Annotated in this window: 25 protein-coding genes and 1 pseudogene; 10 read left to right on the forward strand and 16 right to left on the reverse strand. The window is 69.2% G+C overall.

Annotated features, from left to right (window positions below; translation table 11 throughout):
- The first annotated feature begins 75 nt into the window (after window positions 1-75).
- On the forward strand, window positions 76-894 hold the full coding sequence (locus tag U3653_RS02785; protein ID WP_195079638.1) for a class I SAM-dependent methyltransferase: 819 nt from the start codon (window positions 76-78) through the stop codon (window positions 892-894).
- 58 nt (window positions 895-952) lie between these two features.
- Here the strand turns inward: U3653_RS02785 and U3653_RS02790 are convergent, their stop codons facing one another.
- On the reverse strand, window positions 953-1,720 hold the full coding sequence (locus U3653_RS02790; RefSeq protein WP_195079639.1) for an SDR family NAD(P)-dependent oxidoreductase: 768 nt from the start codon (window positions 1,718-1,720) through the stop codon (window positions 953-955).
- Window positions 1,721-1,906: 186 nt separating this feature from the next.
- On the opposite strand from U3653_RS02790, the pseudogene U3653_RS02795 reads away from it, so the two are divergent.
- A pseudogene (locus tag U3653_RS02795) lies at window positions 1,907-2,122 on the forward strand (TetR/AcrR family transcriptional regulator); the annotation flags it as partial.
- Between the two features lie 322 nt (window positions 2,123-2,444).
- On the opposite strand, the gene U3653_RS02800 reads toward U3653_RS02795, so the two are convergent.
- From U3653_RS02800 to U3653_RS02815, 4 genes are all read right to left on the reverse strand, one after another.
- On the reverse strand, window positions 2,445-3,221 hold the full coding sequence (locus U3653_RS02800; RefSeq protein WP_195079882.1) for a TMEM165/GDT1 family protein: 777 nt from the start codon (window positions 3,219-3,221) through the stop codon (window positions 2,445-2,447).
- Between the two features lie 295 nt (window positions 3,222-3,516).
- On the reverse strand, window positions 3,517-4,044 hold the full coding sequence (locus U3653_RS02805; protein WP_195079640.1) for a peptidase: 528 nt from the start codon (window positions 4,042-4,044) through the stop codon (window positions 3,517-3,519).
- A gap of 306 nt (window positions 4,045-4,350) precedes the next feature.
- Window positions 4,351-4,974: a superoxide dismutase gene (locus tag U3653_RS02810; RefSeq protein WP_039794275.1), complete on the reverse strand. Its 624-nt coding sequence runs from the start codon at window positions 4,972-4,974 to the stop codon at window positions 4,351-4,353.
- 674 nt (window positions 4,975-5,648) lie between these two features.
- On the reverse strand, window positions 5,649-6,260 hold the full coding sequence (locus U3653_RS02815) for a hypothetical protein (protein ID WP_195079641.1): 612 nt from the start codon (window positions 6,258-6,260) through the stop codon (window positions 5,649-5,651).
- 518 nt (window positions 6,261-6,778) lie between these two features.
- Between U3653_RS02815 and U3653_RS02820 the strand changes: the two genes are divergently transcribed.
- The 4 genes from U3653_RS02820 to U3653_RS02835 all read left to right on the forward strand — a co-directional run bounded on the left by U3653_RS02820 (window position 6,779) and on the right by U3653_RS02835 (window position 10,328).
- Window positions 6,779-7,150: a rhodanese-like domain-containing protein gene (locus U3653_RS02820; RefSeq protein WP_195079642.1), complete on the forward strand. Its 372-nt coding sequence runs from the start codon at window positions 6,779-6,781 to the stop codon at window positions 7,148-7,150.
- 20 nt (window positions 7,151-7,170) lie between these two features.
- Window positions 7,171-8,205, forward strand: a complete 1,035-nt coding sequence (locus U3653_RS02825) for a DUF4328 domain-containing protein (protein WP_323124355.1) — start codon at window positions 7,171-7,173, stop codon at window positions 8,203-8,205.
- The gene (locus tag U3653_RS02830; RefSeq protein ID WP_067800268.1) at window positions 8,202-8,969 is read left to right on the forward strand and encodes a glycerophosphodiester phosphodiesterase; all 768 of its coding nucleotides are present in this window, start codon (window positions 8,202-8,204) and stop codon (window positions 8,967-8,969) included. The genes U3653_RS02825 and U3653_RS02830 overlap by 4 nt, the downstream gene beginning before the upstream one ends.
- Before the next feature lie 438 nt (window positions 8,970-9,407).
- Entirely contained in the window at window positions 9,408-10,328 is a 921-nt protein-coding gene (locus U3653_RS02835) for a DUF5926 family protein (RefSeq protein ID WP_195079643.1), read from the forward strand.
- 206 nt (window positions 10,329-10,534) lie between these two features.
- Here the strand turns inward: U3653_RS02835 and U3653_RS02840 are convergent, their stop codons facing one another.
- The 5 genes from U3653_RS02840 to U3653_RS02860 form a co-directional block, all read right to left on the reverse strand.
- Window positions 10,535-11,083 (reverse strand): ferritin, encoded by a 549-nt coding sequence (locus U3653_RS02840; RefSeq protein WP_043717673.1) that lies wholly within the window; start codon window positions 11,081-11,083, stop codon window positions 10,535-10,537.
- Between the two features lie 71 nt (window positions 11,084-11,154).
- Entirely contained in the window at window positions 11,155-11,706 is a 552-nt protein-coding gene (locus U3653_RS02845; protein WP_195079644.1) for a ferritin, read from the reverse strand.
- Window positions 11,707-11,716: 10 nt separating this feature from the next.
- Entirely contained in the window at window positions 11,717-13,075 is a 1,359-nt protein-coding gene (locus tag U3653_RS02850) for an LCP family protein (RefSeq protein WP_195079645.1), read from the reverse strand.
- A gap of 127 nt (window positions 13,076-13,202) precedes the next feature.
- Window positions 13,203-13,997 carry a CPBP family intramembrane glutamic endopeptidase gene (locus U3653_RS02855; protein ID WP_195079646.1) on the reverse strand — a complete coding sequence of 265 codons (795 nt, stop codon included), beginning with the start codon at window positions 13,995-13,997 and terminating at the stop codon, window positions 13,203-13,205.
- A 113-nt stretch (window positions 13,998-14,110) separates the two neighbouring features.
- Complete coding sequence (locus U3653_RS02860) at window positions 14,111-14,878, reverse strand: DUF2470 domain-containing protein (protein WP_195079647.1); 768 nt, start codon at window positions 14,876-14,878, stop codon at window positions 14,111-14,113.
- 148 nt (window positions 14,879-15,026) lie between these two features.
- Between U3653_RS02860 and U3653_RS02865 the strand changes: the two genes are divergently transcribed.
- The 3 genes from U3653_RS02865 to U3653_RS02875 all read left to right on the forward strand — a co-directional run bounded on the left by U3653_RS02865 (window position 15,027) and on the right by U3653_RS02875 (window position 17,115).
- Window positions 15,027-15,440: a hypothetical protein gene (locus U3653_RS02865; RefSeq protein ID WP_195079648.1), complete on the forward strand. Its 414-nt coding sequence runs from the start codon at window positions 15,027-15,029 to the stop codon at window positions 15,438-15,440.
- 95 nt (window positions 15,441-15,535) lie between these two features.
- On the forward strand, window positions 15,536-16,450 hold the full coding sequence (gene pheA / locus U3653_RS02870) for a prephenate dehydratase (RefSeq protein WP_195079649.1): 915 nt from the start codon (window positions 15,536-15,538) through the stop codon (window positions 16,448-16,450).
- Window positions 16,447-17,115, forward strand: coding sequence for a histidine phosphatase family protein (locus U3653_RS02875; protein ID WP_067800246.1), 669 nt, complete (start codon window positions 16,447-16,449; stop codon window positions 17,113-17,115). The genes pheA and U3653_RS02875 overlap by 4 nt, the downstream gene beginning before the upstream one ends.
- Before the next feature lie 14 nt (window positions 17,116-17,129).
- On the opposite strand, the gene U3653_RS02880 is transcribed toward U3653_RS02875, so the two are convergent.
- The 6 genes from U3653_RS02880 to U3653_RS02905 all read right to left on the reverse strand — a co-directional run bounded on the left by U3653_RS02880 (window position 17,130) and on the right by U3653_RS02905 (window position 22,928).
- Window positions 17,130-17,957: an ESX secretion-associated protein EspG gene (locus U3653_RS02880; RefSeq protein WP_195079650.1), complete on the reverse strand. Its 828-nt coding sequence runs from the start codon at window positions 17,955-17,957 to the stop codon at window positions 17,130-17,132.
- On the reverse strand, window positions 17,954-19,126 hold the full coding sequence (locus U3653_RS02885; protein WP_195079651.1) for a PPE domain-containing protein: 1,173 nt from the start codon (window positions 19,124-19,126) through the stop codon (window positions 17,954-17,956). The genes U3653_RS02880 and U3653_RS02885 overlap by 4 nt, the downstream gene beginning before the upstream one ends.
- Before the next feature lie 49 nt (window positions 19,127-19,175).
- On the reverse strand, window positions 19,176-19,487 hold the full coding sequence (locus tag U3653_RS02890; RefSeq protein WP_067800238.1) for a PE domain-containing protein: 312 nt from the start codon (window positions 19,485-19,487) through the stop codon (window positions 19,176-19,178).
- Window positions 19,488-19,651: 164 nt separating this feature from the next.
- Complete coding sequence (locus U3653_RS02895; protein WP_195079652.1) at window positions 19,652-20,002, reverse strand: metallopeptidase family protein; 351 nt, start codon at window positions 20,000-20,002, stop codon at window positions 19,652-19,654.
- A 10-nt stretch (window positions 20,003-20,012) separates the two neighbouring features.
- Window positions 20,013-21,050: a septum formation family protein gene (locus U3653_RS02900; protein WP_397069722.1), complete on the reverse strand. Its 1,038-nt coding sequence runs from the start codon at window positions 21,048-21,050 to the stop codon at window positions 20,013-20,015.
- Between the two features lie 177 nt (window positions 21,051-21,227).
- A complete protein-coding gene (locus U3653_RS02905; RefSeq protein ID WP_195079654.1) occupies window positions 21,228-22,928 on the reverse strand; it encodes an aldehyde dehydrogenase family protein in 1,701 nt (566 codons plus the stop codon).
- A gap of 93 nt (window positions 22,929-23,021) precedes the next feature.
- Here U3653_RS02905 and serS point away from each other — a divergent pair, with 93 nt between their 5' ends.
- Window positions 23,022-24,284 (forward strand): serine--tRNA ligase, encoded by a 1,263-nt coding sequence (gene serS, locus U3653_RS02910; RefSeq protein WP_195079655.1) that lies wholly within the window; start codon window positions 23,022-23,024, stop codon window positions 24,282-24,284.
- Window positions 24,285-24,313: the final 29 nt, after the last annotated feature.

Here is a 24,313-nt window from a genome sequence, read left to right on the forward strand (position 1 = left end):
CATATTCGCAGGACTGGGGAGTTCGCCCCCGGGTGGCGCGGTTAGATGTGGATGCCTAGAAGGATCGTCACAAACATGTCCGCAAACCCGCTTGCCGTCGCCGAGCCGTGGGATCTGGTCGCCGACGGCTACGACGAGTTCGCTCCCGCGATCATGCAACCGTTCTCGGCGCGGGCGCTCGAGTTCGTCTCGCTCGCGCCGGACTCCCGGATCGTGGACGTGGCGGCGGGGCCGGGCACGCTCAGCCTGCTGGCGGCGAGTCAGGTGGCGCAGGTCGATGCCATCGATTTCGCGGAGTCGATGATCGCGCGCCTGGCGAAGAACGCCGCTGCCGCCGGGTTGACGAATATCCGGGCGCGCGTGGGTGACGGGCAGGATCTGCCGTACGAATCCGATCGGTTCGACGCCGGGTTCTCCATGTTCGGACTGATGTTCTTCCCTGACCGTGCCCGCGGGTTCGCCGAACTGTTCCGGGTGCTGCGGCCTGGCGGCACGGCGGTGGTGTCGAGCTGGGCGCCGATCGCGGATTCGCCGCTGATGCGGATGATGTTCGGCGCCTTGACCGCGGCCGACCCGGATATCCAGGAGCCGCAACCGAACTTCCTGAGCCTGGAGAACCCGGAGGTCTTCGAATCGGAGATGCGCGGGGCCGGCTTCGAAGCCGTGTCCATCCAGCGGCATTCGATCGCCCTCACCTTCGGCGGCCCGGAGGAGATGTGGGAGACCATGGTGCGCAGCAGCGCCCCTCTGGAACTCATGCGCCACAACGTGAGCGCGGAGGTCTGGGCTCGGCGCGCCGCCGTCATGAAAGCGTTTCTGGCCGAGAAGTACCGGCCGCACTGCCCGTTGTCCACCACGGCCTACCTCGGCATCGGCCACAAGCCGCGGGAATGACAACAGCGCGCGACCCTTCGGGAGAAGGGTCGCGCGCTGCCGGGACTGCGGATCGGGATTACCGCGGCGCCATGCGCAGCGCGCCGTCCATGCGGATGGTCTCGCCGTTCAGGTAGTCGTGCTCGATGATGTACTGCGTCAGCTGCGCGTACTCGTCGGGCCGACCAAGGCGGGACGGGAAGGGCACGCCCGCCTCCAGGCCCTTGCGGTACTCCTCGGTGACGCCGGCCAGCATCGGGGTGTCGATGATGCCGGGGGCGATGGTGTTGACCCGGATGCCGAACTGCGCCAGGTCACGCGCGGCCGGAACGGTCATGCCGTGCACGCCGCCCTTGGACGCCGAGTAGGCGATCTGGCCGATCTGGCCCTCGAACGCGGCGACCGAGGCGGTGTTGACGATTACGCCGCGCTGGCCGTATTCGTCCACGGCGTCGGTCTTGGCGATCGCGTCGGCGGCCAGCCGCATGACGTTGAAGGTGCCGAGCAGGTTCACCGTGATCACCGTGCGGAACAGCTCCAGGTCGTGCGGGCCGTTCTTGGACAGGATGCGGCCCGCCCAGCCGACACCGGCGCAGTTGACCACGATGCGCAGCGGAGCGCCGGACCCGACCACCTGCGCGACGGCCGCGCTGACCTCGTCGTTGCTGGTGACATCGGCGGGAATGAGGGTGACCCCGGCGGGCACGTTGTCGCCTGCGCGCTCGATCGACTGCGGTACATCGAGCCCGAAGACGGTGGCGCCGAGCTCGGCGAGACGCTTGGCGGTGGCGGCGCCGAGGCCCGATGCGCCTCCGGTGACAATGGCGGCGGAACCCGAAATCTCCACGATGGTCCTCTCGTTTGTGACAGCCAGTTGGCCCTTCGTCAATTGCACCCTAACCGGTACGCGGCGCGTGCCCCTGCACGGCTCCCGCGACTCGATCCCGGCGCGGGACTTTCCGGCAAGCAGGCCGAACCGACCGCGCAGAATGGAACCGCCCAGTCAGCTCGACCGAACAAGCGGAGTCACCGAATGACCGAATCGGCCATCAGCGCACGCCTGCCCCGAGGTAGGCACGGCCTGCCGCGGGAGCAGGTGATCGCCTCGCAGCGCGAACGAATCCTCGTCGCGACGGCGGAGGCCATGGCCGAGAACGGCTACATCGGAACGTCGGTCGCGGCGATCCTCAAGCGGGCTTGCGTGTCGCGGGAGACGTTCTACGAGCAGTTCCGCTCCAAAGAAGACTGCTTCGAGGCGGCCTATCAGCGGGCGGTGCAGTTGTTGCTCGACCGGATCGCCGAGGCCACCGAGGCGCAAGACGCGGCGGCCGATGCCGGCGCGATCGCGCGCATGGACCGGATTCTGCGCGCCTATCTCCAGTATCTGGTGGACGACCCGGCCAGCGCGCGGCTGTTCTTGGTCGAGGTCTTCGCCGTGGGTTCCGCGGCCATCGCGCGCCGGGCCCAGCTGCAAGAGCGGTTCGTCGAGTTGATCGCCGCCGTGCTCGACGCGCGGACCGAACCGCAGCGTTTCGCCTGTCAGGCTCTGGCCGCGGCGGTCGGTTCGATGGTCACCGCTCGGATCGCGGCCGGGGACTCGGGCGGTCTGCTGGCGCTGCGGGAACCACTGCTGGATCTGTTGCGCCGGGGTGGCGGACTGTATGGAGCCGCGCTGGCGTCGAGCGCCGAGCCATCCGCGTGAGCAGCAGCGCGGCGCCCGCCAGCGCGGGAGCGAGCGCCGCGAGCCCGGCGACGGCCATGCCGCCGAGGCCGGGTGCGGTCGCGCCGAGCAGGGTCGCCGTGCCGAAGTAGAGGAACAGCAGGCCGGAGCCGATGCCGATCGCGTGCTCGGGCAGGTGCTTGCCGACCAGGATGCCCACCGCGATGGCGAGCGCGTCGGCGGCGACCATGCCGATGGTCGAGCCGAGCCAGACGCCGGCCCAGTCGTAGTCCGTGGCCAGGGCCGCGGTCGCGAACATGGTGCGATCGCCCAGCTCGGCGAGCAGGAACGCGGACAGCACCACGAAGAACGGCGCACCGCCTGCCCTCGGCGCCTTCGGCTCCGGCTCATCATCGGCGGTGCCGAAGTGCTCGCGCAGGGTCCACAGGCCCACGGCCAGGAAGGTGACGGCGGCGATCAACGCGATCGCGGTGGTCGGCAGCGCCGCACCGAGGAAGTAGCCGATGCCGACGGAGATCAGATGCACCGCCGCGGAGGCGGCCGCGATGCCGCCGACCACTACCCACCAGCGATAGCGCAGCGCGAACGTCAGCGCCATCAGTTGCGACTTGTCACCGAGTTCGGCGAGGAAGACGACACCGATGGTCAGCAATGCGGTGGCGATCATGTGTTGCTGCTCCCAGGTCTCCGGCCTGCCGACCGGAGATACGGGGACGCTCCGGCCGACAACGAAATGGTTGTCCAGGCCGAAGGTCTCGCCCACCGGCCTGATGCCGGTTCACACAGCCGGACCCGGCCCGAGCGGGCTCGGCGGGTCAGTATGTCGACTGTGCGATTGGGGGCTACTCCCCTTCGCTGACCGCGACTCTACCCGCCCCGGTCCGCTCGTGCCAACCCGCTGTAATCGAAAGAGCAATGCGCACAATAAGTTTGGCGATCCACGTGGCGAGTTTCGGTTACCCTCACGCGGCCAGCAGCATAGCCAGAACCGCGGTGTCGGGGTCGCTGATCGGGTCCAGCCCGACCCGGCTGACCAGGGAGGTCACGGTCCCGTCCGACTCCGCCTCCACCCACGCGGCGCGGTGCTCGAGCCCCAGATGGGGCACGCCGGGCAGCAAGACGCACCCGGAGGCCGCGCCCGCGCACTCGGGCAGCGAGGGGCGGGTTTCGGACGGAGGATGCAGCATCAGCAGCGCGGGCGGCACATGTTCGGCGAACCGGCCGGGTTCCACGGCCTCCTCGCCCAGCACAGGGCCTTCGGCCAGCACCAAGCCGACCGTGCCGGGGGCGGGGTCGTCGGGCAGATCCTCCCGGACGCCGAACACCGTCGAGGTCGTCAGCAGCCCGGGTAGCGTGGCCACGCGCACCGCGAGAACCAGCACCTGGGCCCACTCCTTGGTGGTCTCCGGCCACCGGCCGGAGATCAAAAAGCCACGCAGTGATCCGCGCGAATGGAACGGCGTGATGCCGATCGGTTCGTTCGTGCGCATTCCTGCCTCCCGTTGTGGAACCGGGGGCGACCTTGCCCGTTTTATTCGATCTGGATTCCCGAATATGAACCAGGAGTCACCTGGCACACAAGTACCAAAGAGTGCCAATCGGAGGGGCGGTGCGGTGCGGCGGGCAATCGGGCCGCGCACCCGGCGGATCGGGCGCGACCTCATCGGGGCCGGATCGCGGCGGTCGGATGTCGTGTTCGGCAACATGCCCGCGACGCCTGGAAACAGAACGGGCCCGCGAGCCCGCCGCGCGTGGCGGACGGATTCGCGGACCCGGTCGCGGTGTGCCGAGCAGGCTCAGCCGAAGATGAGGCCCTTGGCCTGCGAAGTCGCCTTGGCGAAGCGCTCCTGCACGTCGGCCCAGTTGACGACGTTCCAGAACGCGGTGACGTAGTCGGCCTTCACGTTCTTGTACTGCAGGTAGAAGGCGTGCTCCCACATGTCGACCTGCAGCAGCGGGATGATGCCGAGCGGGACGTTGGCCTGCTGGTCGTAGAGCTGGAAGGTCAGCAGCTTCTGGCCGAGGGTGTCGAAGCCGAGCACCGCCCAGCCGGAGCCCTGCAGACCGTTCGCGGCGGCGGTGAACTGCGCGCGGAACTTGTCGAACGAGCCGAACTGGTCGTCGATCGCCGCGGCCAGCTCGCCGACCGGCTTGTCGCCGCCGTTGGGGGAGAGGTTCTTCCACCAGATGGAGTGGTTGACGTGCCCACCGAGGTGGAACGCGAGGTTCTTCTCGTGCAGGAAGATGGCGCTGTGATCGCCCGACTCGCGAGCGGCTTCCAGCTTCTCCAGTGCGGTGTTCGCGCCGGCGACGTAAGCGGCGTGGTGCTTGGAATGATGAAGCTCGTTGATCTGCCCGGAGATGTGGGGCTCCAGGGCGCTGTAGTCGTAATCCAGATCTGGCAGCGTGTACTCAGCCACGATGTCCCTTCCTATGTCGGGCTGGTTGTGCCCGTTGTTCCGGACACAGCCAACCATCATTCGTACACCCGGTCGATTCCAACTCGGGCCCACGTCCGCACATTCCGGTGATGCCGCTCACATCCGGCGGGTCGCGCACCGTCACATCACGCACATCGGCCCCACAGGAAACGCACGCGTAGCATCGAACCATGTCGGGGTACGACGAACTAGTGGGGCGTCTCGGCCACCCCGCACCCGTCATGGTCGTCCCCGAGCATGCCCGGCCCGGCCGGGCGGAACCGTTCGACGTGCCGGATACCCACTACCTGAACGCTCACCCGATCCGCCCGCCGTTTCCGGATTGGGCTTACAGCTCGAGGTCGTCGCGATGGGTTGTTTGTGGGGCCGGAGAAAGGCTCCTGGGAGCCGGCGCCGAGCAGGCCGATCTCGTCCGCTCGACGGCCGCGGCCTACGGCAAGCGGCTCGCCGCGGCGGGATGCGGGGAGATCACCACGGAGATCGCGCCGCTGCCGGACTGGCGGCTTCTACCATGCCGAGGGCTGTCACCGGCAGTACCTGGCCGAGAACCCCGGCGGAAACTGCCCCTGCATGCCACCGGAGTGAGCTGCCCGGCGGATGCCTGAGCACCGCACGTGCCGTCGCACAAATGCGGTTCGCTCCCGACGTGTCGATCAGAGCGGCGGAGCGATACCGGGACGACTGGCCCGCGGGTCGCCCGCATCGTGCGCCCGCCACCATCGCGCGCCCCCTGCGACGAAGTCGGCCAGCGGGATCTGCTCGCCCCGAGCGTCGTACACGGCGATGTCGTCGAACCACACCCGGACGTCGAGTTCGCGCGGGTCGATGCCCTCTTCCTGGGAGAACTCCAGAACGTGCGCGGATTCCCGGTCGGCGATACTGGTGTCGAAGCTGAGCAGCTCCCTCCACAACGCCCAGCTGCTGTCGTCGAGATCGATGAACTCCCAGCCGTGCAGCCGACCGCCGCCGAAACTTTGGATCGCCTCGTCCAGGCCCTCCAGCCGCAGCGGCAGGACCTGGGGCTCCAAGTCGTCCCAATGGTGCGTCCGCAGTGACGCGGCGACCCGGCTGACGCCGGAGAGCGTCACCTGCACCCGGTAGTCCTCCGCCGCGGTCCCGTCTTCGGGGAGAGTCAGCACTTCGAGGTCGAGTCGCAGTTCGCCCGCGGCCTCGTCGACCGCGAGGCCGAGGCACGTGGCCTCGGACAACGCGATGTTGAGTCCTGCGGTGTCCATTCCGTGGCGTAGCCCCCTGCTCACGTTCATACGCCCAGGCTACCGACCGTCTCCGCTGGATCGCGGGATTTCGGCGGCGTTCTGAATTCGATGGAACCGAATGCGCCCGCGTCCCGTCCAAGTAGATATCGGCACCCCTTCGGCCGCGGGTTCCGATGTCGGCGACGAATGACCGCTCCGGGATTGGTATGGAGGGGAGTCCCGGATCGGTCATTCGCATCGCTCGACCGTTAGGGGCTGAATCAGCACGTCCGTCCGGAAAAACCCGCCGAGCGCCGACCGGAAGTCCGAAATCACCCCGTACTGGTAGCTCATAAGTTGCTGTAGAGCCGGGCTGAACGGGCGAAACGCCGTCGACACCTGCGCCTTGTGGATCGAGCTGTGGATTATGTGGATAACTTCGCCCGAGTTATGCACAACCAGCATGGGGCGGGTAGGCGGTCGAGTTCCGGAGGGGAGAACATACCCGAAGTCGTGACTCGCTGTCGAGGCCGCTCCCCCGGGATGGAACTGCACGGCGGCCCGCCACGCATGGCAGGATCGAATCTGTGACGAGCCCCCACGTTCCGTCGGTCACGGTGGAGGACGTGCCTGCCGAATTCGACAGCAGCGCGCCCGCGTCGGCCGGCACGCCGCGACCGATTCTGCTCGACGTCCGGGAGGACGACGAGTGGCGGCTCGGGCACGCTCCGGGTGCGATCCACATCCCGATGGTCGATGTTCCGGCCCGGATCGATGAGCTGGAGTACGACGCGGATCTCTACGTCATCTGCAGGCAGGGTGGCCGGTCCCTGCAGGTGGTCGAATATCTCACGCACATCGGCTACGAGGCCATCCAGGTCCGCGGGGGCATGGTGGCGTGGCAGCACGCCGGCCGCCCGCTGGTCGCGGAGGGCGACCACGAGGCGAAGATCTACTGACGAAAGAACGAGGTGCGCGGGTGAGTACGGTGGTGCAACCTTGTGCGCGCTGCGGTGCGCGCTGGGCCGTGCAAGGGGCGCCGATGCACTGGTGCCCGCGCTGCCGCGGCGTCCTCCTCTCGCCGGGCCCGATCGACGCGCCCGCCGATCGTCGCAACTACCGCTGGGTGGCGCGCAAACCGGACCACCGCGCCCGGCGAGCGCAGTCATCCGTCCGGTCGGCCGCACCGAGCGAAACGCCCCGATACACGCAGATCCCACGCTGGGGTTTGATCGACCCGCCACCGCACACGGGCGCCGCGCCGCGCCGCCCGTTCGGCAAGCTGACCGACGCGGTGACCAGGCTGCTGGTCGCCACGGCGGCCGTCTTCGGACTCGCGGCCGTCGCCGAGCTGGCGCGCTACGCGGTGCTGTTGCGCAACCGGACGCGTTTGATCCACCCCGCCGTCCTCGTCGCCTCCGACGCGTTCGTGATCGGCGCCGGGGTGCTCGCGATCCTGCTCGCGCTGCTGGCCGCCGTAGCCACCGTCGGACGGCTGATCGAGATCAGGCGCTCGGCCTACGCCGCCACGGGCAGGCGCGACCCGCGCTCGCCGCGAGCGCTCGCGTTCGGTTGCCTGGTTCCGGTGGTCAACCTGCTGTGGCCGGGGGTCTTCCTGAGCGAGGTGGCCTCGTTGCAGGGCGATCCTCGGATGGGGCGGACGGTCCGGATCTGGTGGGCCGCGTGGGTCTTCGGCGGACTCGTCGCGGCGGCCGCGCTACTGTGGCGGACCGCGGATTCGTTGCAGGCCGAGGCGGACGGGGTGCTGTTCACCGCGTTCACCGACGCGGTCGCCGCCGCGGTCGCGGTGCTGACCCTCTGGGTGTTGCGCACGATCGAGGGGCGCGACCTGCTCGGTCGCGGCCGCACCGCGCGCCGCTGGCTGATCGCGGTGGACCCCGCCGTACCGGTGATCGAGCCGGTGCATCCCGGCGGACGGGGACCGGCCGACGCCGACGCGCACGAGAACAACGGTGCTCAGGACCGTGAGCAGGAGGAGGTTATGGCCAAGTGAGCCAGGGCAGTCGCGCGCCGTTCGTGGTCGCGCATCGAGGCGCATCGGCGGCGCGCCCCGAGCACACGCTCGCCGCCTACGAGCTCGCGCTGCAGGAGGGCGCCGACGGCGTCGAGTGCGATGTCCGGCTGACCAGGGACGGACATCTGGTGTGCGTGCACGACCGCACCGTCGACCGGACCTCGTCGGGCAGCGGCCTGGTCAGCGAGATGACGTTGGACGAACTGCGCGCGCTGGATTTCGGCGCCGACGGCGCCCCCGCCTCGGTGCTGACCCTCAGCGAGCTGATCGGCCTGGTGCTGGACTGGCGCAGCAGGCCGACCAAGCTGTTCATCGAGACCAAGCACCCGGTCCGCTACGGCGCGCTGGTGGAGAACAAGCTGCTCGCCGAACTCCAGCGCTTCGGCATCGCCACCCCGGCCTCGGCCGATCATTCCCGCGCCGTCGTGATGTCGTTCGCGGCCACCGCCGTGTGGCGCATCCGTCGCGCCGCCCCGCTGCTGCCCACCGTCCTGCTCGGCGAATCGTCGCGCTACCTCGGCGGATCGGCGGCCACCACCGTCGGGGCCACGGCCGTCGGCCCCTCGGTGAAGACCTTGCGCGAGCACCCCGACCTGGTCGACAAGGCCGCCGCCGCAGGGCGCGCCACCTACTGCTGGACCGTCGACGACCCGGACGACGTCCAACTGTGCGCCGACCTCGGCGTCAGCTGGGTCGCCACCAATCACCCCGGCCGCACCAAGTCGCTACTGCCCGCCGCCTGATTCGGACCCGCCGGGCCCCGCTGGTTCGGGCCATCTCGCCCATAGATCCACCTGAGGTCGTACCAGTCGTTTCGGCAGTGGATCGATCGAGACAGACACGCTCGTCTGTGTCCCGCTGATCCGAAGAGGCCACTAGGCGTCGGTCGCTTCTGCGCAGGCAGTGAGAAGGCCGGAGCGGGGTGCCCGCGGCCTCTTCGCCACGCCCACCACGGCGCACGTAAATCGCGCGCCCATTCCTGACGGAACCACACCACCTCAACCCCGGCTTTCGAGCGAAGCGAGACCGAGCATCCGCCGTTCGCGGCCCGGCTCGCGTCCGAGTGGCCGCCGCGTCCGCGACGCAGTCGCCAGCGGCGGTCGCTCGGACGCGAGCCACAAAGGGGCCGCGAACACGCCGCGACGAAGTCGCGGCCGAAAAGCACTGTAAGTTGAGCCCTCGTGGGTAAAAGCAAGCGCAACAGTCCTAAGCCCGGCGGGAACCGGGCGCAGCGTCTCGCCGAGCGGCGGGCGGCGCAGGAGCAGGCGGCGCGGATCGCCTCGCGTCCGTTCGAGGGCCTGGCCGCGGAGTGCGATCTGATCGCCCTGCGCGAATTCGTTCCGTCGGCCACCGCGACATTGACCCTGGCGCCCGAGGTGGCGGCGGAGCGACCGGTCGTGCTCGGAACAGTGCTACCCGGCGCGGTGGCCGCGCTGGTGCGCGCGGGTGACGAACCCAGCGGTTACGTCGGCGCGCAGGTGCAATTCCAGGGCGCCGATCCGGCCGCCGATCTGGCCGCGGCGATCCTGTGGACGCAGTCCGCCGAACCCGGTGATTCGCTGACCTCCGTGGAAAGCGTTGCGGGCGGCCCGCGGCTGGCCGATGTCATCGATCCCGGCGCGCGCCTGGATTTGACCGTGCACCAGGACTTCGACTGGTGGGTGCCAGCGGGAGTGGAGCCCGACGCGCAGGTCGCCGCCACCATCGAGCAGGCCAAGCAGGCGATCATGCCGTCCGCGCGGCTCGGGCTGGACGCCGACGCGATCGGCGCCGCCTGGTGGGTGGACGCGGGCGAGAAGGCGCACATCCGCTGGGTGCGGCCGGAGGACGAGGACGCGCTTATGCTGGCGCTGGCCCGCGTGCACGCTGCCGGGGGTCTGCACCTCGGCGAGGGTTCCCGATTCGCGGGGTCGTTCCGCACCCACGGCGTGCTGGTCCCGGTCTTCGACCTGGACCGCGAGCGGCACCCCGACGAATGGGTGAAGCCGGCGGCCGAATTCGGCGCTCGCCTGTCCGAGGCGCTGGCCGTCGACGCCCCGTTGACCTCCGACGAGCGGCGCTCGCGTGACGGTCTGCGGTCGCGTCAGGTCACCTTGCGCTGAGCCTCGGATATCAGAGAACTGCGGGAAAGCGATATAGCCGCAGTGTTTTCCGGTTGCCGCCGGTACTGCTCGGAAGTGGGGTAAGACTTGCCGAACCATTGCGAAATGCGATGAGACCGTCGTTTACGCCGACATCGCAAATCGCGAGCTGAACCGCGACAGGCCCGGTTCCCGATACGGGAGCCGGGCCCGTTCGGCGACCTCCGTCAGACGGAGCCGCCCGCCACCGAAGGCGCGCCGGAGGCGTCGCTCGGGCCGCTCATTTCCCGCGCGACGAATTCCTCCAGATCGAACAGGTTCGACCCGGCGCGATCGGCGATGGTGAGCAAGGTGGTCATGTTCGCCACCTCCTCGACCTGTTCCTTCAGGAACCACTGCATGAACTGTTCGCCGAGGTAGTCGCCCTCTTCCCGGGCGGTGCTCGCCAACTGGATGATCTGCTCGGTGACCGTCTTCTCCTGGGCGAGCGCGAGCGCGATCGGCTCCCTGGCATTCTCGAACCGCGATTTCGCGGCGTCGATGCCGGAAATCTCGATGCTGATATCCCGGTCGAGGAAGTACTGCACGATCATCATCGCGTGATTGCGCTCTTCGACGGCCTGCTTGTAGAACCGCTTGGCCAGCTGCGGGAGATCGGCATTGTCGAACCACACCGCAATCGCGATGTACTGATGCTCGGCATTGAATTCGTGCCGGATCTGATCGTGCAACAGGCTGTGAAATTTGCTGCGGGGTGATTCCGGATGGCTTGACATGGCATCGACATTAGCGGCGGCCAAGTCGCATGTCATCCAAGTGCAGCCTTAAAGAGGCTAGTGTTGCCTAATTAATTCTTCGCCGCGCCAGCCATTTTCGGCGCCGGGATATCCGCGCGCGGTCGCGACCGCATCTCCCTGGCGACGAACTCCTCGACGTCGAACAACTGCCCGTCGGCGCGGTCGAGCACGGCCAGCAGGGTGCTCATCCCCGCCACGTTCTTCACCTGTTCGGCGAGGAACCACTGGATGAATCGTTCGCCGAGATAGTCACCGGAGGCGCGAGCCGTACGAGCCAGTTCACTGATCCCGGCGCGGCGGGCCTGCTCGATCTCCAGCAGTGCGGCGACCGCGGCGCGCGGGCTTTCGAAGGTGGAGTGGATCTCGTCCAATCCGCCGATCTGCACCGGGAGATCCCGGTCCAGCAGGTACTGCACCATGCGCAGCGCGTTGCCGTGGTGCTCGCGTGACAAGTCGTAGGCGTGTCCGGCCAGTTGCGGCAATCTGCGCGTGTCGAAATACACGGCGGCGGCGAGATACTGCTGGGCGGTGGTGAATTCGCGACGAATCTGCGTGCGCAGCAAGTCGGGGAAGGACTCGTCGGCGTCGTCGATGTCCGGCATGGCGTCGACGCTACCGCGTCAGCAAGTCCTCCGGGATCGGACGGTCATCGGCCAGCGCGTCGAAGAACCGGCCCGCTTTGTCCTTGTCCCACAGCAGGACGTTGCCGCTGTCGGTGTCCTCGAATCCGCCGATCGGCACCGCCGTGGCGACGGTATCGCCGCGCAGGGCCCAGCCCAGGCCGCCGAGGTTCCAGATGTGGTCGCCGTTGTCGACCTTCAGCGACTTGGCGGTGTCGGTGGCCAGCGGCCAGAGCTTGAACGGGTTGGCCAGCGTGGCGCCGCTGGTCGCCTTCTTCAGCAGCGCGGCCATGAAGATCCGCTGGTTGTTCATCCGGTCCAGATCGGCCAGCGCCGTCGCGCGGCTGCGGACGAAGCCCAACGCCTGCGGTCCGTTCAGCCGCTGGCAGCCCGCGGGCAGGTCGATGCCGGCGAGCGGGTCGTCGATCGGCTTGGGCACGCACACGTCGATGCCGCCGAGCGTATCGACCACGCTGGCGAAGCCGCCGAAACCGATCTGCGCGTAATGGTCGATGCGCAGGCCGGTGGCGATCTCCACGGTCTGGACCAGCAGCGCGGGGCCGCCGATGGCGAACGCCGCGTTCAGCTTGTCCCTGCCCTGGCCGGGAATGCTGACATACGAGTCGCGCGGCAGGCTGACCAGCGTGGTCTTCCCCGATCGCGGCACGTGCACGAGCATGATCGTGTCGGTGCGCTCCGGGCCGACCTCACCGCCGGTGGCGAGTTCCTGCTCCTGCTCCGCGGTCAGCTCGCCGCGGCCGTCGGACCCGACCAGCAGCCAGTTCGTGCCGGGTGTGTCGCCGACTCGCTTGGCGTAGTTCGTCAGCGCGGGGATGCGGTTGAGCGAGTTGTCCAACTTGATGACGGCGCCCACGGCGGCGAGCACCAGGACCAGCAGGATCACCAGGAACCAGCGGAAGGGATGACGCTTGCGGCGGGGTCGAGGAGCCCGCGGGGCACGCCCTCCCCGAGGTGGGACCGGCGGGGAACTCGTACGGAACGGCCGGGGTTTCCGGGGCGGCGCGGGCGGACCTTCGTGATAGGGGACCGGGCGCTGGGTGGGCGCGTGCGATGGAACTTCGTGATGCGGCACCGGCCGCTGCGTGGGGGCGTGCCTGCGGGCCGGGGGAGGCGGCGGCATTCGGCGCGCCTGCTCGGGCGGGACCTGCGAATACGCCAGCGGCTGCGCGTGTGGGCCTGCGGTTCCGTCACGGCGCATCACCTGCGTGGGCTCGATCGGCGCCGGTGCACCGGGCCCAGGAGGTGGCATGCGACGGCGCGCAGGGCCGGGACTGCCGGGCGGCGGCATCCGGCGCGGACGCGCGTTGCGCTGGGGGTCGTCGCCGTTCATCACTGAAACTCTACTTATCGGGCCGACGTGACGTGCCGCATGTGGACACCGGCGCACGCGGAGGCGGCGCTGCTTCGTAATTCGCGCGCGGGACCGCGTTGTTAGCCCTCCCGAGGGCACGGTTGTGTCACGGGAGCCACGAAACATGGCCGCGCAGAACGGTGTAGCCGATGTAGGCGACCGCGTCGATGGTCGCATGGGCGAGGACCAGCGGCCACAGCCGGTTCGTGCGCTGCCAATAGCGGCCGAATATGACGCCCATCACAAAGTTCCCGAGCCCGCCGCCGAGTCCTTGATACAGGTGATAGCTGCCACGCAGCGCGGCCGAGGCCAGCAGAGCCGAGTTGGCCGACCACCCGAGCCTGCGCAGCCGGGTGAGCAGGAACGCGACCACGATGACCTCCTCGGCCACGGCGTTCGCGCAGGCGGAGAGCACGAGCGCGGGCAGCCGCCACCAGTAGTCGCCGAGCGAGGCCGGGACGATCGTCACGCTCAGGCCGAGCGCGTGTGCCGCGAGATACAGCCCGAGCCCCGGCAATCCGATGATCGCGGCCAGCGTCAAGCCGGGTAGCACGTCGGCGCGCCACCGCAGCCGGTTCGCCAGCCCGATCAGCCGCGGTCCGATGCCGCCGCGCCACAGCAGATACAGTCCCAGCGCCGCCCACCCGAGCAGCCGCAGCACGCTGAGCAGCTGGAACAGCAGATCGATGGTGGACTGTGTCGATCGCGACGGGTTCAGCGCGACGGTGCGCCCGCCGATTCCGCCCGGGCCGAGCGCGCTCTCCACCAGCGAGAGCGCGGCGCTGAGCCCGCTGAGCCCGAACGTGACCAGCAGCACCACGGCGATCTCTAGTTTGATCGCCAGCCGCTCCCGATCGGTCGGTTCGGCCTCGTCCCACTCGGCACTGGACTCCGCACGCATGAGTCGAATCTATTGCGCTGGTCCGAACAGGCGCGCGCCGTGTCGGCGTGCGAATCCCCCGCCGCGCGGGCATGTCGCTCGGCTCGCCAACCTGCCCCGGTCCGGCCTCGGCGTCAGATCCGGCGCAGTCCGTTGAGGAACGGGCAGCCCGCCAGCGTGCGTACGGCCCGGCTGAGCCCTTCGATGTCGTCGGCCGGTGCGCTGAACGGCAAGCGGAAGTCGTGGTCGCCGTCGTGTCCTTCCACCCGCAGGGTGAGTCCGTAGCGGTCGATAGCCAGCGGGTGCACGATGCCGCGCTGTAGCTGTGGCGGCAGGTGCCTGGCCAGCTGGGCGACGACGTCGGCGTGATCGGCCTGCATGTGCTGCAGCCACGCGGATTCCATGGCGCAGAACGGATCCGGCTGCGCCGAGCGCAACTCCTCGCTGGTCACCGATTCGGCGCCGGTCGAGTCGGCCACCACCGCGGAGTTGATCACCAACCGCAGCAGGCTGGCGCCGAAGCCGATATCGAGCAGTCCCGGATGCGGATGCTCCTTCGCCACCTCGGTGGCCAGCGCGCGCTGCGCCTGTGTGGGCACCGCGCGCACCCAACCGCGCAGCCAGACCAAGGCGCGGACGGGCTCGCGCAGCGGCAGCGGGGCGTGGTCGGTGAGTTCGAGCACCGCGGGCGCGCCGTGCTCTCCGGAGTTTCCGGCCAGGATCGCGGCGATCGAGGTCGTCGGCACCGCGATCACGGCGTCGCCGCACTGCCGGACGTGGTGCACGGACGCGGGCGTCGGATCGATGCCGGGCATGGCCAGCACCGCTTGCTCCGCGTGCGCGCAGGCGCTGCGCACTCGCTCGGCGGTGGACGGTGCGACGGTCGAGGACGGACGCGGCATACAAACCTCCGTGAAGCGGGCGGCGCTGCAATATGATTAGGTTACCCTAAGCTAAGTGACGGGCCATGCTTCCCGCAAGCGTTCCGATCCGGCTGATCGCAGCGAACCGTGTCGATTCCCGGTCGAATCGGGTTGTTACGGTGAGGGCGTGTCGGAAGGGACGGGATCGAGCGAACCGGTGCTGGTGACGTTGTCGGCGCCGCCGCGGCGCGGTTTGGCCGACGGGCTGGTCCGCAACATCGGCGCAAGTTCCGCTGCGCCGATGCTGGAGCTGGACGCCCCCGACGCCGAGATCGCCGGTTTCCTCGCGCACGTCGCCCACTCCGATACCGGCTTCGTCGCGCGCACCTCCTCGGGAGAGCGCGCGGTCGCCATCGTCGCCGCCACGGCCGCCGCCCTGTGCGGCGAGGACATCGGCACGGCCCTGCGCGAGCCCGACATCGCCTTTCTGACCTCCCTGAAGCCGCAGGCCGTCGAGGCGGTCCGATCGGTTCTGCTCGCCATCGAAACCGAGGCCGCTGACCGGGTGAACGCCGCGTTGCGGGTGCTCAACGCGGGTTGAACGCCGCTCGGGCGGTCGCGGAACAGTCGCCTCGGGGCGGCGGGGCCTTCCCAATCGGTGGGGGGCCGGGCGAGCGCGCAAGTAATCTCGTAACCGTGCCGCGAATCGCGTACTTCGGGCCGTCCGGAACGTTCACCGAGATGGCCCTCGCTCAACTGGAATCCTCGGGAACCTTCGACGGGCCCGTGGAGCGGATCGCCGCGCCCAGCCAAGGCGCCGCGCTCGACCTGATCCGCTCCGGTGACGTGGAGGGCGCGGTGGTGCCGATCGAGAGCTCCGTCGAAGGGTCGATCTCGGCGACGCTCGACTCGCTGGCAATCGGTCCGCGTCTGCAGATCGTCGCCGAGACCGAACTCGAGGTGAGTTTCACGATCCTCGGCAAACCGGGCACGGCGCTTCCGGACGTGCGCACCCTCGCCGCATACCCCGTGGCCGCCGCGCAGGTGCGGTTGTGGGTGGCGCGGCATCTGCCGCAGGCTCAGCCCTACACCTCGGCGTCCAACGCCGCCGCCGCCGAGGACGTGGTGGCAGGCCATGCGGACGCCGCCGTGTCGACCGCGCTGGCCGGAGAGCGGCTGGGGCTGATCGCGCTGGCCTCCGGCGTCGCCGATCACGAGCAGGCGATCACGCGGTTCGTGCTGTGCACCAGGCCGACGGCCGCGCCGCCCGCCACCGGAGCCGACCGCACATCGATCGTGCTCGAACTGCCGAACGTACCGGGCTCACTGATGCGCGCCTTCGCCGAGTTCGCCACTCGCGGAATCGATCTGACCAGGATCGAATCGCGGCCCACTCGAACCGGCATGGGCACCTACCGTTTCTATCTCGACTGCGTGGGGCACATCGATGACGCCGCGGTCGCCGAGGCGCTCAAAGCACTGCACCGCAACGCGCGGATCCGCTTCCTCGGGTCTTGGCCTGCGACTTCCGCGACCGGCACGCCACCACCGCCGGACGAAGCGGACGCGGAGTGGTTGATCCAGCTGAGAAAGGGGATGGCCGACCTATGACCGGGAGGTTGATTCTGGTCCGGCACGGGGAGACCGAGGGCAATGTCGCCAAGCTGCTGGACACCCGGATTCCGGGCTTGCCGCTGACCGAACGCGGTGCGGCGCAAGCGAAAGCGTTCGGTGAGGGCCTGCTCCGTCCGCCGAAGGTGCTGTTCTCCTCGGCGGCGCTGCGCGCGCGCCAGACCGCGAGCTACATCGAGGCGGCCACCGGTGTCGCCGCCATGGTGCTCGACGGACTGCACGAGGTACAGGCCGGGGACCTGGAGGGAGAACACAGCGAGGAGGCGCACCAAACCTTCCAGCGGATCTACCGTGCCTGGCACGAGGGCGATCTCACGCTGCGGGTGCCCGGCGGCGAATCCGCTCAGGACGTGCTGGATCGGTTCCTGCCCGCGGTCGAGGAACTCCGGAACACCTATCTGACCCCGGACGACGACACGCACGGTGACGTGATGGTGGTCAGTCACGGTGCGGCCATGCGGCTCGTCGGCCGCACCCTCGCGGACGTGCGGCCGCCGTTCACGACGAACAACCACTTGGACAACACCGAGACGATCGAGCTGGTGCCGATGCCCGACGGCGGGTGGGAGTGCATTCGCTGGGGACGGTTCACGCCGCCGTTCGGCTACGAAGTCGCGCCGACCTCGGACGATCCCATGGGCTAGCGATGCCGGCGCGCTCAGGACAGTTTCGGATTCCGGGGGAACTCTTCGCGTTCCGGTAGGGAATTGATCAGATCCTGCACGGCCGTGCGCAGTCGCGCGGGAGTCCCGCTGCTGAGCGACGTCCACTTCACGCCGTCGTCGGACCTGCTCGCGGTCGCGATGAATCGGCCCGCGCGTGTATTGAAGACGGCGATGTGGTTGTCGGCCGTGTCTCTGGTGCCGTCGCCGTAGATCACACCGACGATCTCGGCATACGAGTGAATCTCGACCAGGGCCGCGGCCAAAGTGTGCGCGTCCTGGGCCGGATTGCCCACCTTCGCCAGTCTTTCCGCGGTGGCCGCGGCATCACCGGTGTCGCCGAAGATCGTGGCCAGCTCTTCGGTGGGCGCGTTCATGCCGTACAGCTCGAGCGGTTCGGCGTAGCCGAGTGCCGCGAGAACCGTTGCCGGCAGGTCGTTTCCGGCCTCATCGATGACGTAGGAGTCCTGCCCCCGAAGGGCGACGACCGGGAGGTCGACGCCCTTCGCCAGACAGAAGCGACTCACCCAGCCATCGACGACCAGGCGCAGCGCGATGATCCAGTGGGGCCGGTGCAGGGCGCGCAGCCGGTTCTCCAGATCGCCATGCAGCACATCGTCGATCAGGAGGTCCCGCTGGGCGAGGGACTCGGCGGCCGCGTCCATCGCCGCTTTGTGGTCGGTCAGGTTGTCGTACCGCGCCCTCGCGTTCAGGACGACGGGAACCTCGATTTGCAGTTTCTCCACGAGGAACTGCATTTCGTCGAGCGACAGGACGACCGCATCGAGCGTCGACGGGCCGCGGCCCGCACCGAGTACGGTCACCTAACCGTCCCGCTGAGGTCACCGCCGATGACCCCATCGGTGGTGAGACGGCCGTCGTTGAAGTGCTCGGTCGACCGCAGGTAATCCCGGCCGTCGTGCTCGTTCTCGTCGTCCTCGTCGCTGCGCGCCTGATTACCCAGCAAGGGGTTGCCGTTGCCGGTGTTGGCCGGACGCACCGGCGCCGCCTCGACGCCTTTGACCACGGCAGTCTCCTGCACCGCAGCGGTGGCGCCACCGATCGTGCCGTTGGAGCCCCAGCCCTCCGGAAGTTTGAGCGAGCCGCTGCTGATGCCCGCCGCCGATCCGAGACCCGTGAACGACACGGCGCGCGTCGCGGCGCCGGCAGCCGTGGCCGCCGCACCGACACCCATGGCCATGGGAGCCATGCCGGAGAAGGCGGGCGCGGAGCTGGTGCTGGCCGCTGCGATCGCGCTGCCCGCGACATTTCCGACGGTGGAGACACCGGTGGTGGCGATCGAGCCGACGGCCTGCGCGGCCTGGGTGGCAGCGCTCGCCACGCCCGGGTTGCTCAGGAAGGCCTGCGTCGCGGCGACGGCGGCCTGGATCGGATCGGCCGGGACTTCGCTGGTCGTGTCCGCCGCCTGCTCGGGGCTGGCCGTCCCGGCGCCCTTGGCGATCGGCGGCGGCAGCAGGAACTCGGCGGGTGTGGCGAGCATGGCGCTGGTCGCGGCCTCGTAGGTCTCCATGACCAGCGCGGCGCGAATGTCCATGGCGTGCCTGGCGACTTCGGCGGCCTCGAAGGCGCCGCTCAACACGCCCGGCGGGTTCGCCGACGCGGCCAAGGCGGTGTTGACGGCCGCGATCTCGGGCGGACTCGGCATCGCCAGCGCGGCGACGGTGTAGGCGGTGGCGTTCGCCGCGGCCTTGGCGCCCATCGCGGCCGCCTGCACGCCCTGCTGCTCGGACCAGCCGAGGAAGCCGGTGAGCTTGCTCAGCGCGGCGATACCGTTGATGCCCTGCATGCCGACGCCGAGTTCGGCCATCACCCTGGCGACGGTCGTCGTCGCGTCGACCCAGGCGGCGGTGAGCCCGCCCCACGCGGTGGCGGCGGCCGAGATCGGAATCGCGTGCGCGCCCGCGTGAAGGGTGGCCGAATTGACCTCCGACGGGCGCGCGGCCCAGATCACCCCGGTGACTCCTGCAACCATGTTTGTCTTCTCCCCTGCTCGAGCGTTGCTGATTGAACTCGTTGCGGAACTACACCTGGATGGCGCTGATGCCTGCGGCGCGCACCACGTCGCCCGCGACGTGCTGGGCCAACTGCATGCGCAGCGTCGCCGCGGCGTGGTGGCATTCCAGAATCGCCTGCGCGATCGCCCGGTCGTGCGACATCGCCCCCTGATTGAAATGGCTCGCGCTGACGAAGGAGACTTCCTCCGCCCCGGAGGGCAGCACGTGCGTCGCAGGCGCGGTGACCGCCGCGGCGGCCGCCAGACGTTCGGCGACGAGGTCGAGTTCGGCCGCGGCGGCGAGAATGGCTTCGGGTGCGATCAGTACATGTCCAACCATGACTCGACTCCTTCTAGTGGCTGTGGGGCGGAACCACGAGAATTCCCCCTTCGAGTGATAGGACGCGACAGCAACGCGATCGGTTCCATCGAATCCCCAACTTTTCGATCTCCGTGCCGATTACACACCTACCGCTGGTGGTGCGCAATACAGCTCGGTCAAGACTATCCCCATCCCAGCTGATGCAGGCGGTCTTCGTCAATGCCGAAATAGTGTGCGATCTCGTGGATCACGGTGATCGCCACCTCTTCCACCACCTGCGCCTCGTCGGCGCAGTGCTCGAGAATCGCGTCGCGATAGATGGTCACGGTGTCGGGAAGCGCTCCGCCGTACTGACTGTCGCGTTCGGTGAGGGCGATGCCGTGATACAGGCCGAGTAGATGCGAATCCTCCGGATTGCGCGGCTCGATCAGCACGACCACGTTGTCGATGGCGCGGGTCAGCTCGGGCGGGATGAGATCCAGTGCGTCGCCGACCAATTCCTCGAACCGGTCGGCGGACATCGTCACGGGCATCGGCGTTCGGCTACCTCGGCTGGGGCTGCGGCGGCAGCGGCGCCGCGCCGGGCAGCGGTGCGGGCGTGGAACGTCCGTTGTTCGGCGGCGGTACCGGAGCCTGGCCGTTGATCAGGATCTCGCCCTTGGCCGAACCGGTGATCGGCGCGAAGCCCTCCCGGTCGGCGCCCTTGCCGATCATGCAGTCCAGCTTGCGGCTGCCTGCCATCCAACTGCGGGCATCGATGTAGTCGAAGAACAACGTGAGCGTCTTGTTCCGGATGACGTCCGGCCCGCCGAGGTAGTCGGTCGAGGTGCGGGTGCACTCCTGCTCGACGAACTTGTCCTGGTCGTCCTTCGCGGGCGGGCCGCCGTTGAAGTGGGCGCTCAGATCCACCGTGGAGACGATCTCCACCGCGTGCGGCTGGGCGCAGTCGACGGGATCGGTGGGCAGGTTCTGGTTGATGCCGAGGCACACGCCCGGCTCGTACACCTTGGACTGGTCGTGCTCGGTGGCGCTGCCGACCGACGGCGGAGTGCCAGCGCTGGCCGCGATCTGCAGGCCGCAGCGCAGCGTGCGGTCACCGTGCTGCCAGCCTTCCGGGCTCGGGTACATCAGCCCGACGATGTACTTGCCACGCGGATCGAACCGGCCCGACATGTACTTCTGCACCGCGGGCACGCAGTGCTCTTCCTTCAGCTCGGTCAGGCGCAACGAGTCCGGGAACCGCGAGCCGGGACCGAACTCCTTGCCCGGGTATCTGCTCATGTCGATGTCGGCCGCGACCTCGAACATGTGCTTGGTCGAGCAGTTCACCTTGACCAGGTCCGAGCGGTCCGGCTTGGTCCAGCTCAGGCAGTCGCCCTTGGACGCGGTGCCGAACTCCTTGTCCAGCACGGGCTGTGCCGGTGCGCCTGGATTGTGCGCCTCCAGGCCCTTCTCGTTGTCGAAGCCGGTGACGAACAGCGTCACCAGGGCCGCGACCACGGCGCCGACGGCTACCGCGAGCAGGCCCCAGCGCAAGGTGGGCGCCGACAGATGCAGATCGCGCAGCTCGCCCTTGCCCATGGCGGCCTTGGCCGAGTCGAACGAGCGCCGTAGGGAGTCGGCGCGCGACGACGCGCCGCGCTTGGGCGCCTGCGGGGACCGGGACACACGTTCGGAGGACATCGCGGTCCATCATGGCAGCGTCGGTGCCGCGGTGCCACGACCTGGCCCGATCGGCGCGGCACGGGGGCGGGTGGATCAGCCGCGCAGCGCGGAGAGGAAGACGCCGGGCAACCGGGCCGGGTTGGCGTCGGCGTAGAACTCGGTGAGCCTGCGCCCGGTGGTCGCGGCGGTGGCGTTGCCGACGAACCAGGGCGGCTTGGGGGAGAGGGCGAACTCCCCGCCGAGCAACGAGCGCGGGGCGGGCCGGAACGGACCGCGCACCACGGTGCGCTCCACGTCGTCGAGCAACAGGGCGTTGTGCACCACGCCGATACCGCTCTGCACGTCGTCGAGGGTATGTCCGGGGAAGGCGCCCCAGGCGGCCCGCGGCGCGAGAAAGGCCAGACCGGTCCAGGTGTTCACCGCGATAGCGCCGTAGCGCAGCCGCTCGATCGCGCGGTCGAACGCCACACCGAGCCTGCGCATGGTCGCCGGATGGGCGATGACGTTCGCGCCCAGGGTGCCGGTCAGCTCGGCGTTGGCGAAGTCCACCGCGCGCTGCAGGAACTCGCCGCCCGCGTAGGGCAGCTCCACGACGCCGAGCACCGGCGAGAAGTATTCCGTGCGCAGCAGCGGCGAGCCGGTCGGCGGCAGTCCGTCGACCAGCACCCGCCCCGCACCGAGACGCTCGGCCTGCGGATACGAGGCCAGCGCGTCGGCGACCCGCGCGTCGCTGCCCGGGTAATAGGCGGTTCGCTGTGGCGCCCGCTCCATGGCCAGGCGGAGTTCGGCGAGGAACTCGTCCTTGCGGTCCCACTCGGAGCCGATGACCACCGCCTGCGCGGCCACACAGTTGTAGCCGCCGTTGTGCAGCCGTTGGGTGGCCACGTGCTCGGCCTGATAGCGCAGATCGGCGTCGGACCAATCGCCTGGCACCACGATGGTCGGCGAGACGCCGCCCAGCTCACTGGTGATCGGCTTGTCCAGCAGGGGCCGGTTGTCCTTCTTGCGCTGCGCGCCCTCCGCGCCGGGGCCCCACACGATGGCGTCGTGGGTCTGCGCGCTGCCGGTCATGTGCACGTGCGCGACATCCGGATGACGCACCAGGTAACCGCCCTCCCGCGCACCGCCGGTGAGGATCCGCAGCGCGCCGAGTTCCAGCAGCGGTTCGAACACCATCTCGAAGACGGTGAACAGCGGGTCGGTGATCGGGTTGAGCTTCAGCGCGACCACCCGGTTGTGCGCGAACAGCTCGTAGAGCGCGTCCAGCGGCGGAATCGAGGTGATGTTGCCCGCGCCGAGCACCGCGCCGATCCCGCCGGTGGCGGTGGGGTCGAGCTGGGCCAGCCCGGCTCGCCTGCGTGCGCTGTCGGCGTCCACGCCGGGGCGCAGCCACACCTCACCGCGGAAGCCGTTCAGCAACAGCCGGTCGTAGACGCCGAACGGGAACGCGGGCACGGCCAACCGCCCGCCCGGCGCCTCCCGCAGCGTGATGCCCGCCAGCGGGCTGCGGCCGGTCTCCAGCGCGGCGAGGGTCGCCGACAGCGCGGCCGTGGCTTGCAACAAGGTGAGCGGGCCGGACATCCACTCCTCGCCGATCAATGGAGAGTGCTCGTCGAGGTCCTTGACGACGCACGCGGCGCGCACCCAGTCCTCGGCGAAGCGGCCGATTCTGGCATGGATCTCGTCGAGCAAGGCGCGGCGGCGGCGCAGCGGCGTCGCGGCCCACGTCTTCTCGCCCGCGGCGAGATCGGCCAGCGCGTTGTCGACGGCCGTCTCACCGAATGGAGTGCCCACAAGCCCCACTATGCGCGCGATCGCGCCCGGATGGTCCGCATCCTGGGATATCGGCGTGAAAGCGCAACACACCGACCACTAGGCTGGTGGCCCATGATCGACCTCCGATTCCTGCGGGACAACCCGGACGCGGTCCGCGCCTCGCAGCGCGCCCGCGGCGAAGACCCCGCCCTCGTCGACGCGCTGCTCGAGGCGGACGCGGCGCGGCGTGCCGCGGTGGCCACCGCGGACAACCTGCGCGCCGAGCACAAGGCGATGGGCAAGCTGATCGGTAAGGCGAGCAAGGAGGAACGGTCCGCGCTGCTGGCGCAGGCGTCGGAGATGTCGGTCAAGGTCAAGGAGGCCGAGGCCGCGCAACACGCCGCCGACATGGATCTCGACGCCGCGCACCGCGCCATCTCGAACGTGGTGCAGGAAGGCGCACCGGCGGGTGGCGAGGACGATTTCGTCGTGCTGCAGACCGTCGGCGCCCCGAGGGAGTTCGATTTCGAGCCGAAGGACCACTTGGAACTCGGCGAGTCGCTCGGCCTGATCGACATGGAGCGCGGCGCGAAGGTCTCCGGCGCCCGGTTCTACTTCCTGACCGGCTACGGCGCGCTGCTGCAGCTGGGCATGCTGCAGCTGGCCGCGCAGAAGGCGGTGGCCAACGGCTTCACCATGATGATTCCGCCGGTGCTGGTGCGCCCGGAGGTCATGGCGGGCACCGGGTTCCTCGGGCAGCATTCGGCCGAGGTCTACCACCTCGCCGACGACGATCTGTACCTGGTCGGCACCTCGGAGGTGCCGTTGGCGGGCTACCACTCGGACGAGATCCTCGACCTGAGCGACGGCCCCAAGCGTTACGCGGGCTGGTCGTCGTGCTTCCGCCGCGAGGCGGGCAGCTACGGCAAGGACACTCGCGGCATCATCCGCGTGCACCAGTTCGACAAAGTGGAGATGTTCGTCTTCACCACGCCCGATCAGGCCGACGCCGAACATCAACGCCTGCTCGCCTGGGAACAGGAGATGCTCGCGGCGATCGAGGTGCCCTACCGGGTGATCGACGTCGCGGCCGGTGATCTCGGCAGCTCCGCCGCGCGCAAATTCGACTGCGAGGCGTGGGTGCCGACCCAGCGGACCTACCGGGAACTCACCTCGACCTCCAACTGCACCACCTACCAGGCGCGGCGGCTTGCCGTCCGTTATCGCGACGAGAACGGACGGCCGCAGATCGCCGCGACGTTGAACGGCACGCTCGCGACCACCCGCTGGCTGGTGGCCATTCTGGAGAACCATCAGCAAGCCGACGGGTCGGTCCGGATTCCGGCCGCCCTGGTCCCGTTCGTCGGCACCGACGTGCTGCGACCGACGAACTGACCACGCGGGCATAACGTTCAGGTGAATAG

It is taken from the genome of Nocardia implantans, from assembly GCF_035544775.1.
GTDB lineage: Bacteria > Actinomycetota > Actinomycetes > Mycobacteriales > Mycobacteriaceae > Nocardia > Nocardia implantans.

Excerpts from the sequence above, each read along its gene's own strand:
- U3653_RS02850 (WP_195079645.1), bottom strand. The coding sequence starts at position 13,075 with ATGAACGGCGACGACCCCCAGCGCAACGCGCGTCCGCGCCGGATGCCG.
- U3653_RS02840 (WP_043717673.1), bottom strand. The coding sequence starts at position 11,083 with ATGTCAAGCCATCCGGAATCACCCCGCAGCAAATTTCACAGCCTGTTG.
- U3653_RS02815 (WP_195079641.1), bottom strand. The coding sequence starts at position 6,260 with ATGAACGTGAGCAGGGGGCTACGCCACGGAATGGACACCGCAGGACTC.
- serS (WP_195079655.1), top strand. The coding sequence starts at position 23,022 with ATGATCGACCTCCGATTCCTGCGGGACAACCCGGACGCGGTCCGCGCC.
- U3653_RS02860 (WP_195079647.1), bottom strand. The coding sequence starts at position 14,878 with ATGCCGCGTCCGTCCTCGACCGTCGCACCGTCCACCGCCGAGCGAGTG.
- U3653_RS02890 (WP_067800238.1), bottom strand. The coding sequence starts at position 19,487 with ATGGTTGGACATGTACTGATCGCACCCGAAGCCATTCTCGCCGCCGCG.
- U3653_RS02845 (WP_195079644.1), bottom strand. The coding sequence starts at position 11,706 with ATGCCGGACATCGACGACGCCGACGAGTCCTTCCCCGACTTGCTGCGC.
- U3653_RS02900 (WP_397069722.1), bottom strand. The coding sequence starts at position 21,050 with ATGGGCAAGGGCGAGCTGCGCGATCTGCATCTGTCGGCGCCCACCTTG.
- U3653_RS02800 (WP_195079882.1), bottom strand. The coding sequence starts at position 3,221 with ATGATCGCCACCGCATTGCTGACCATCGGTGTCGTCTTCCTCGCCGAA.
- U3653_RS02895 (WP_195079652.1), bottom strand. The coding sequence starts at position 20,002 with ATGCCCGTGACGATGTCCGCCGACCGGTTCGAGGAATTGGTCGGCGAC.
- U3653_RS02885 (WP_195079651.1), bottom strand. The coding sequence starts at position 19,126 with ATGGTTGCAGGAGTCACCGGGGTGATCTGGGCCGCGCGCCCGTCGGAG.
- U3653_RS02805 (WP_195079640.1), bottom strand. The coding sequence starts at position 4,044 with ATGCGCACGAACGAACCGATCGGCATCACGCCGTTCCATTCGCGCGGA.
- U3653_RS02855 (WP_195079646.1), bottom strand. The coding sequence starts at position 13,997 with ATGCGTGCGGAGTCCAGTGCCGAGTGGGACGAGGCCGAACCGACCGAT.
- U3653_RS02875 (WP_067800246.1), top strand. The coding sequence starts at position 16,447 with ATGACCGGGAGGTTGATTCTGGTCCGGCACGGGGAGACCGAGGGCAAT.
- U3653_RS02785 (WP_195079638.1), top strand. The coding sequence starts at position 76 with ATGTCCGCAAACCCGCTTGCCGTCGCCGAGCCGTGGGATCTGGTCGCC.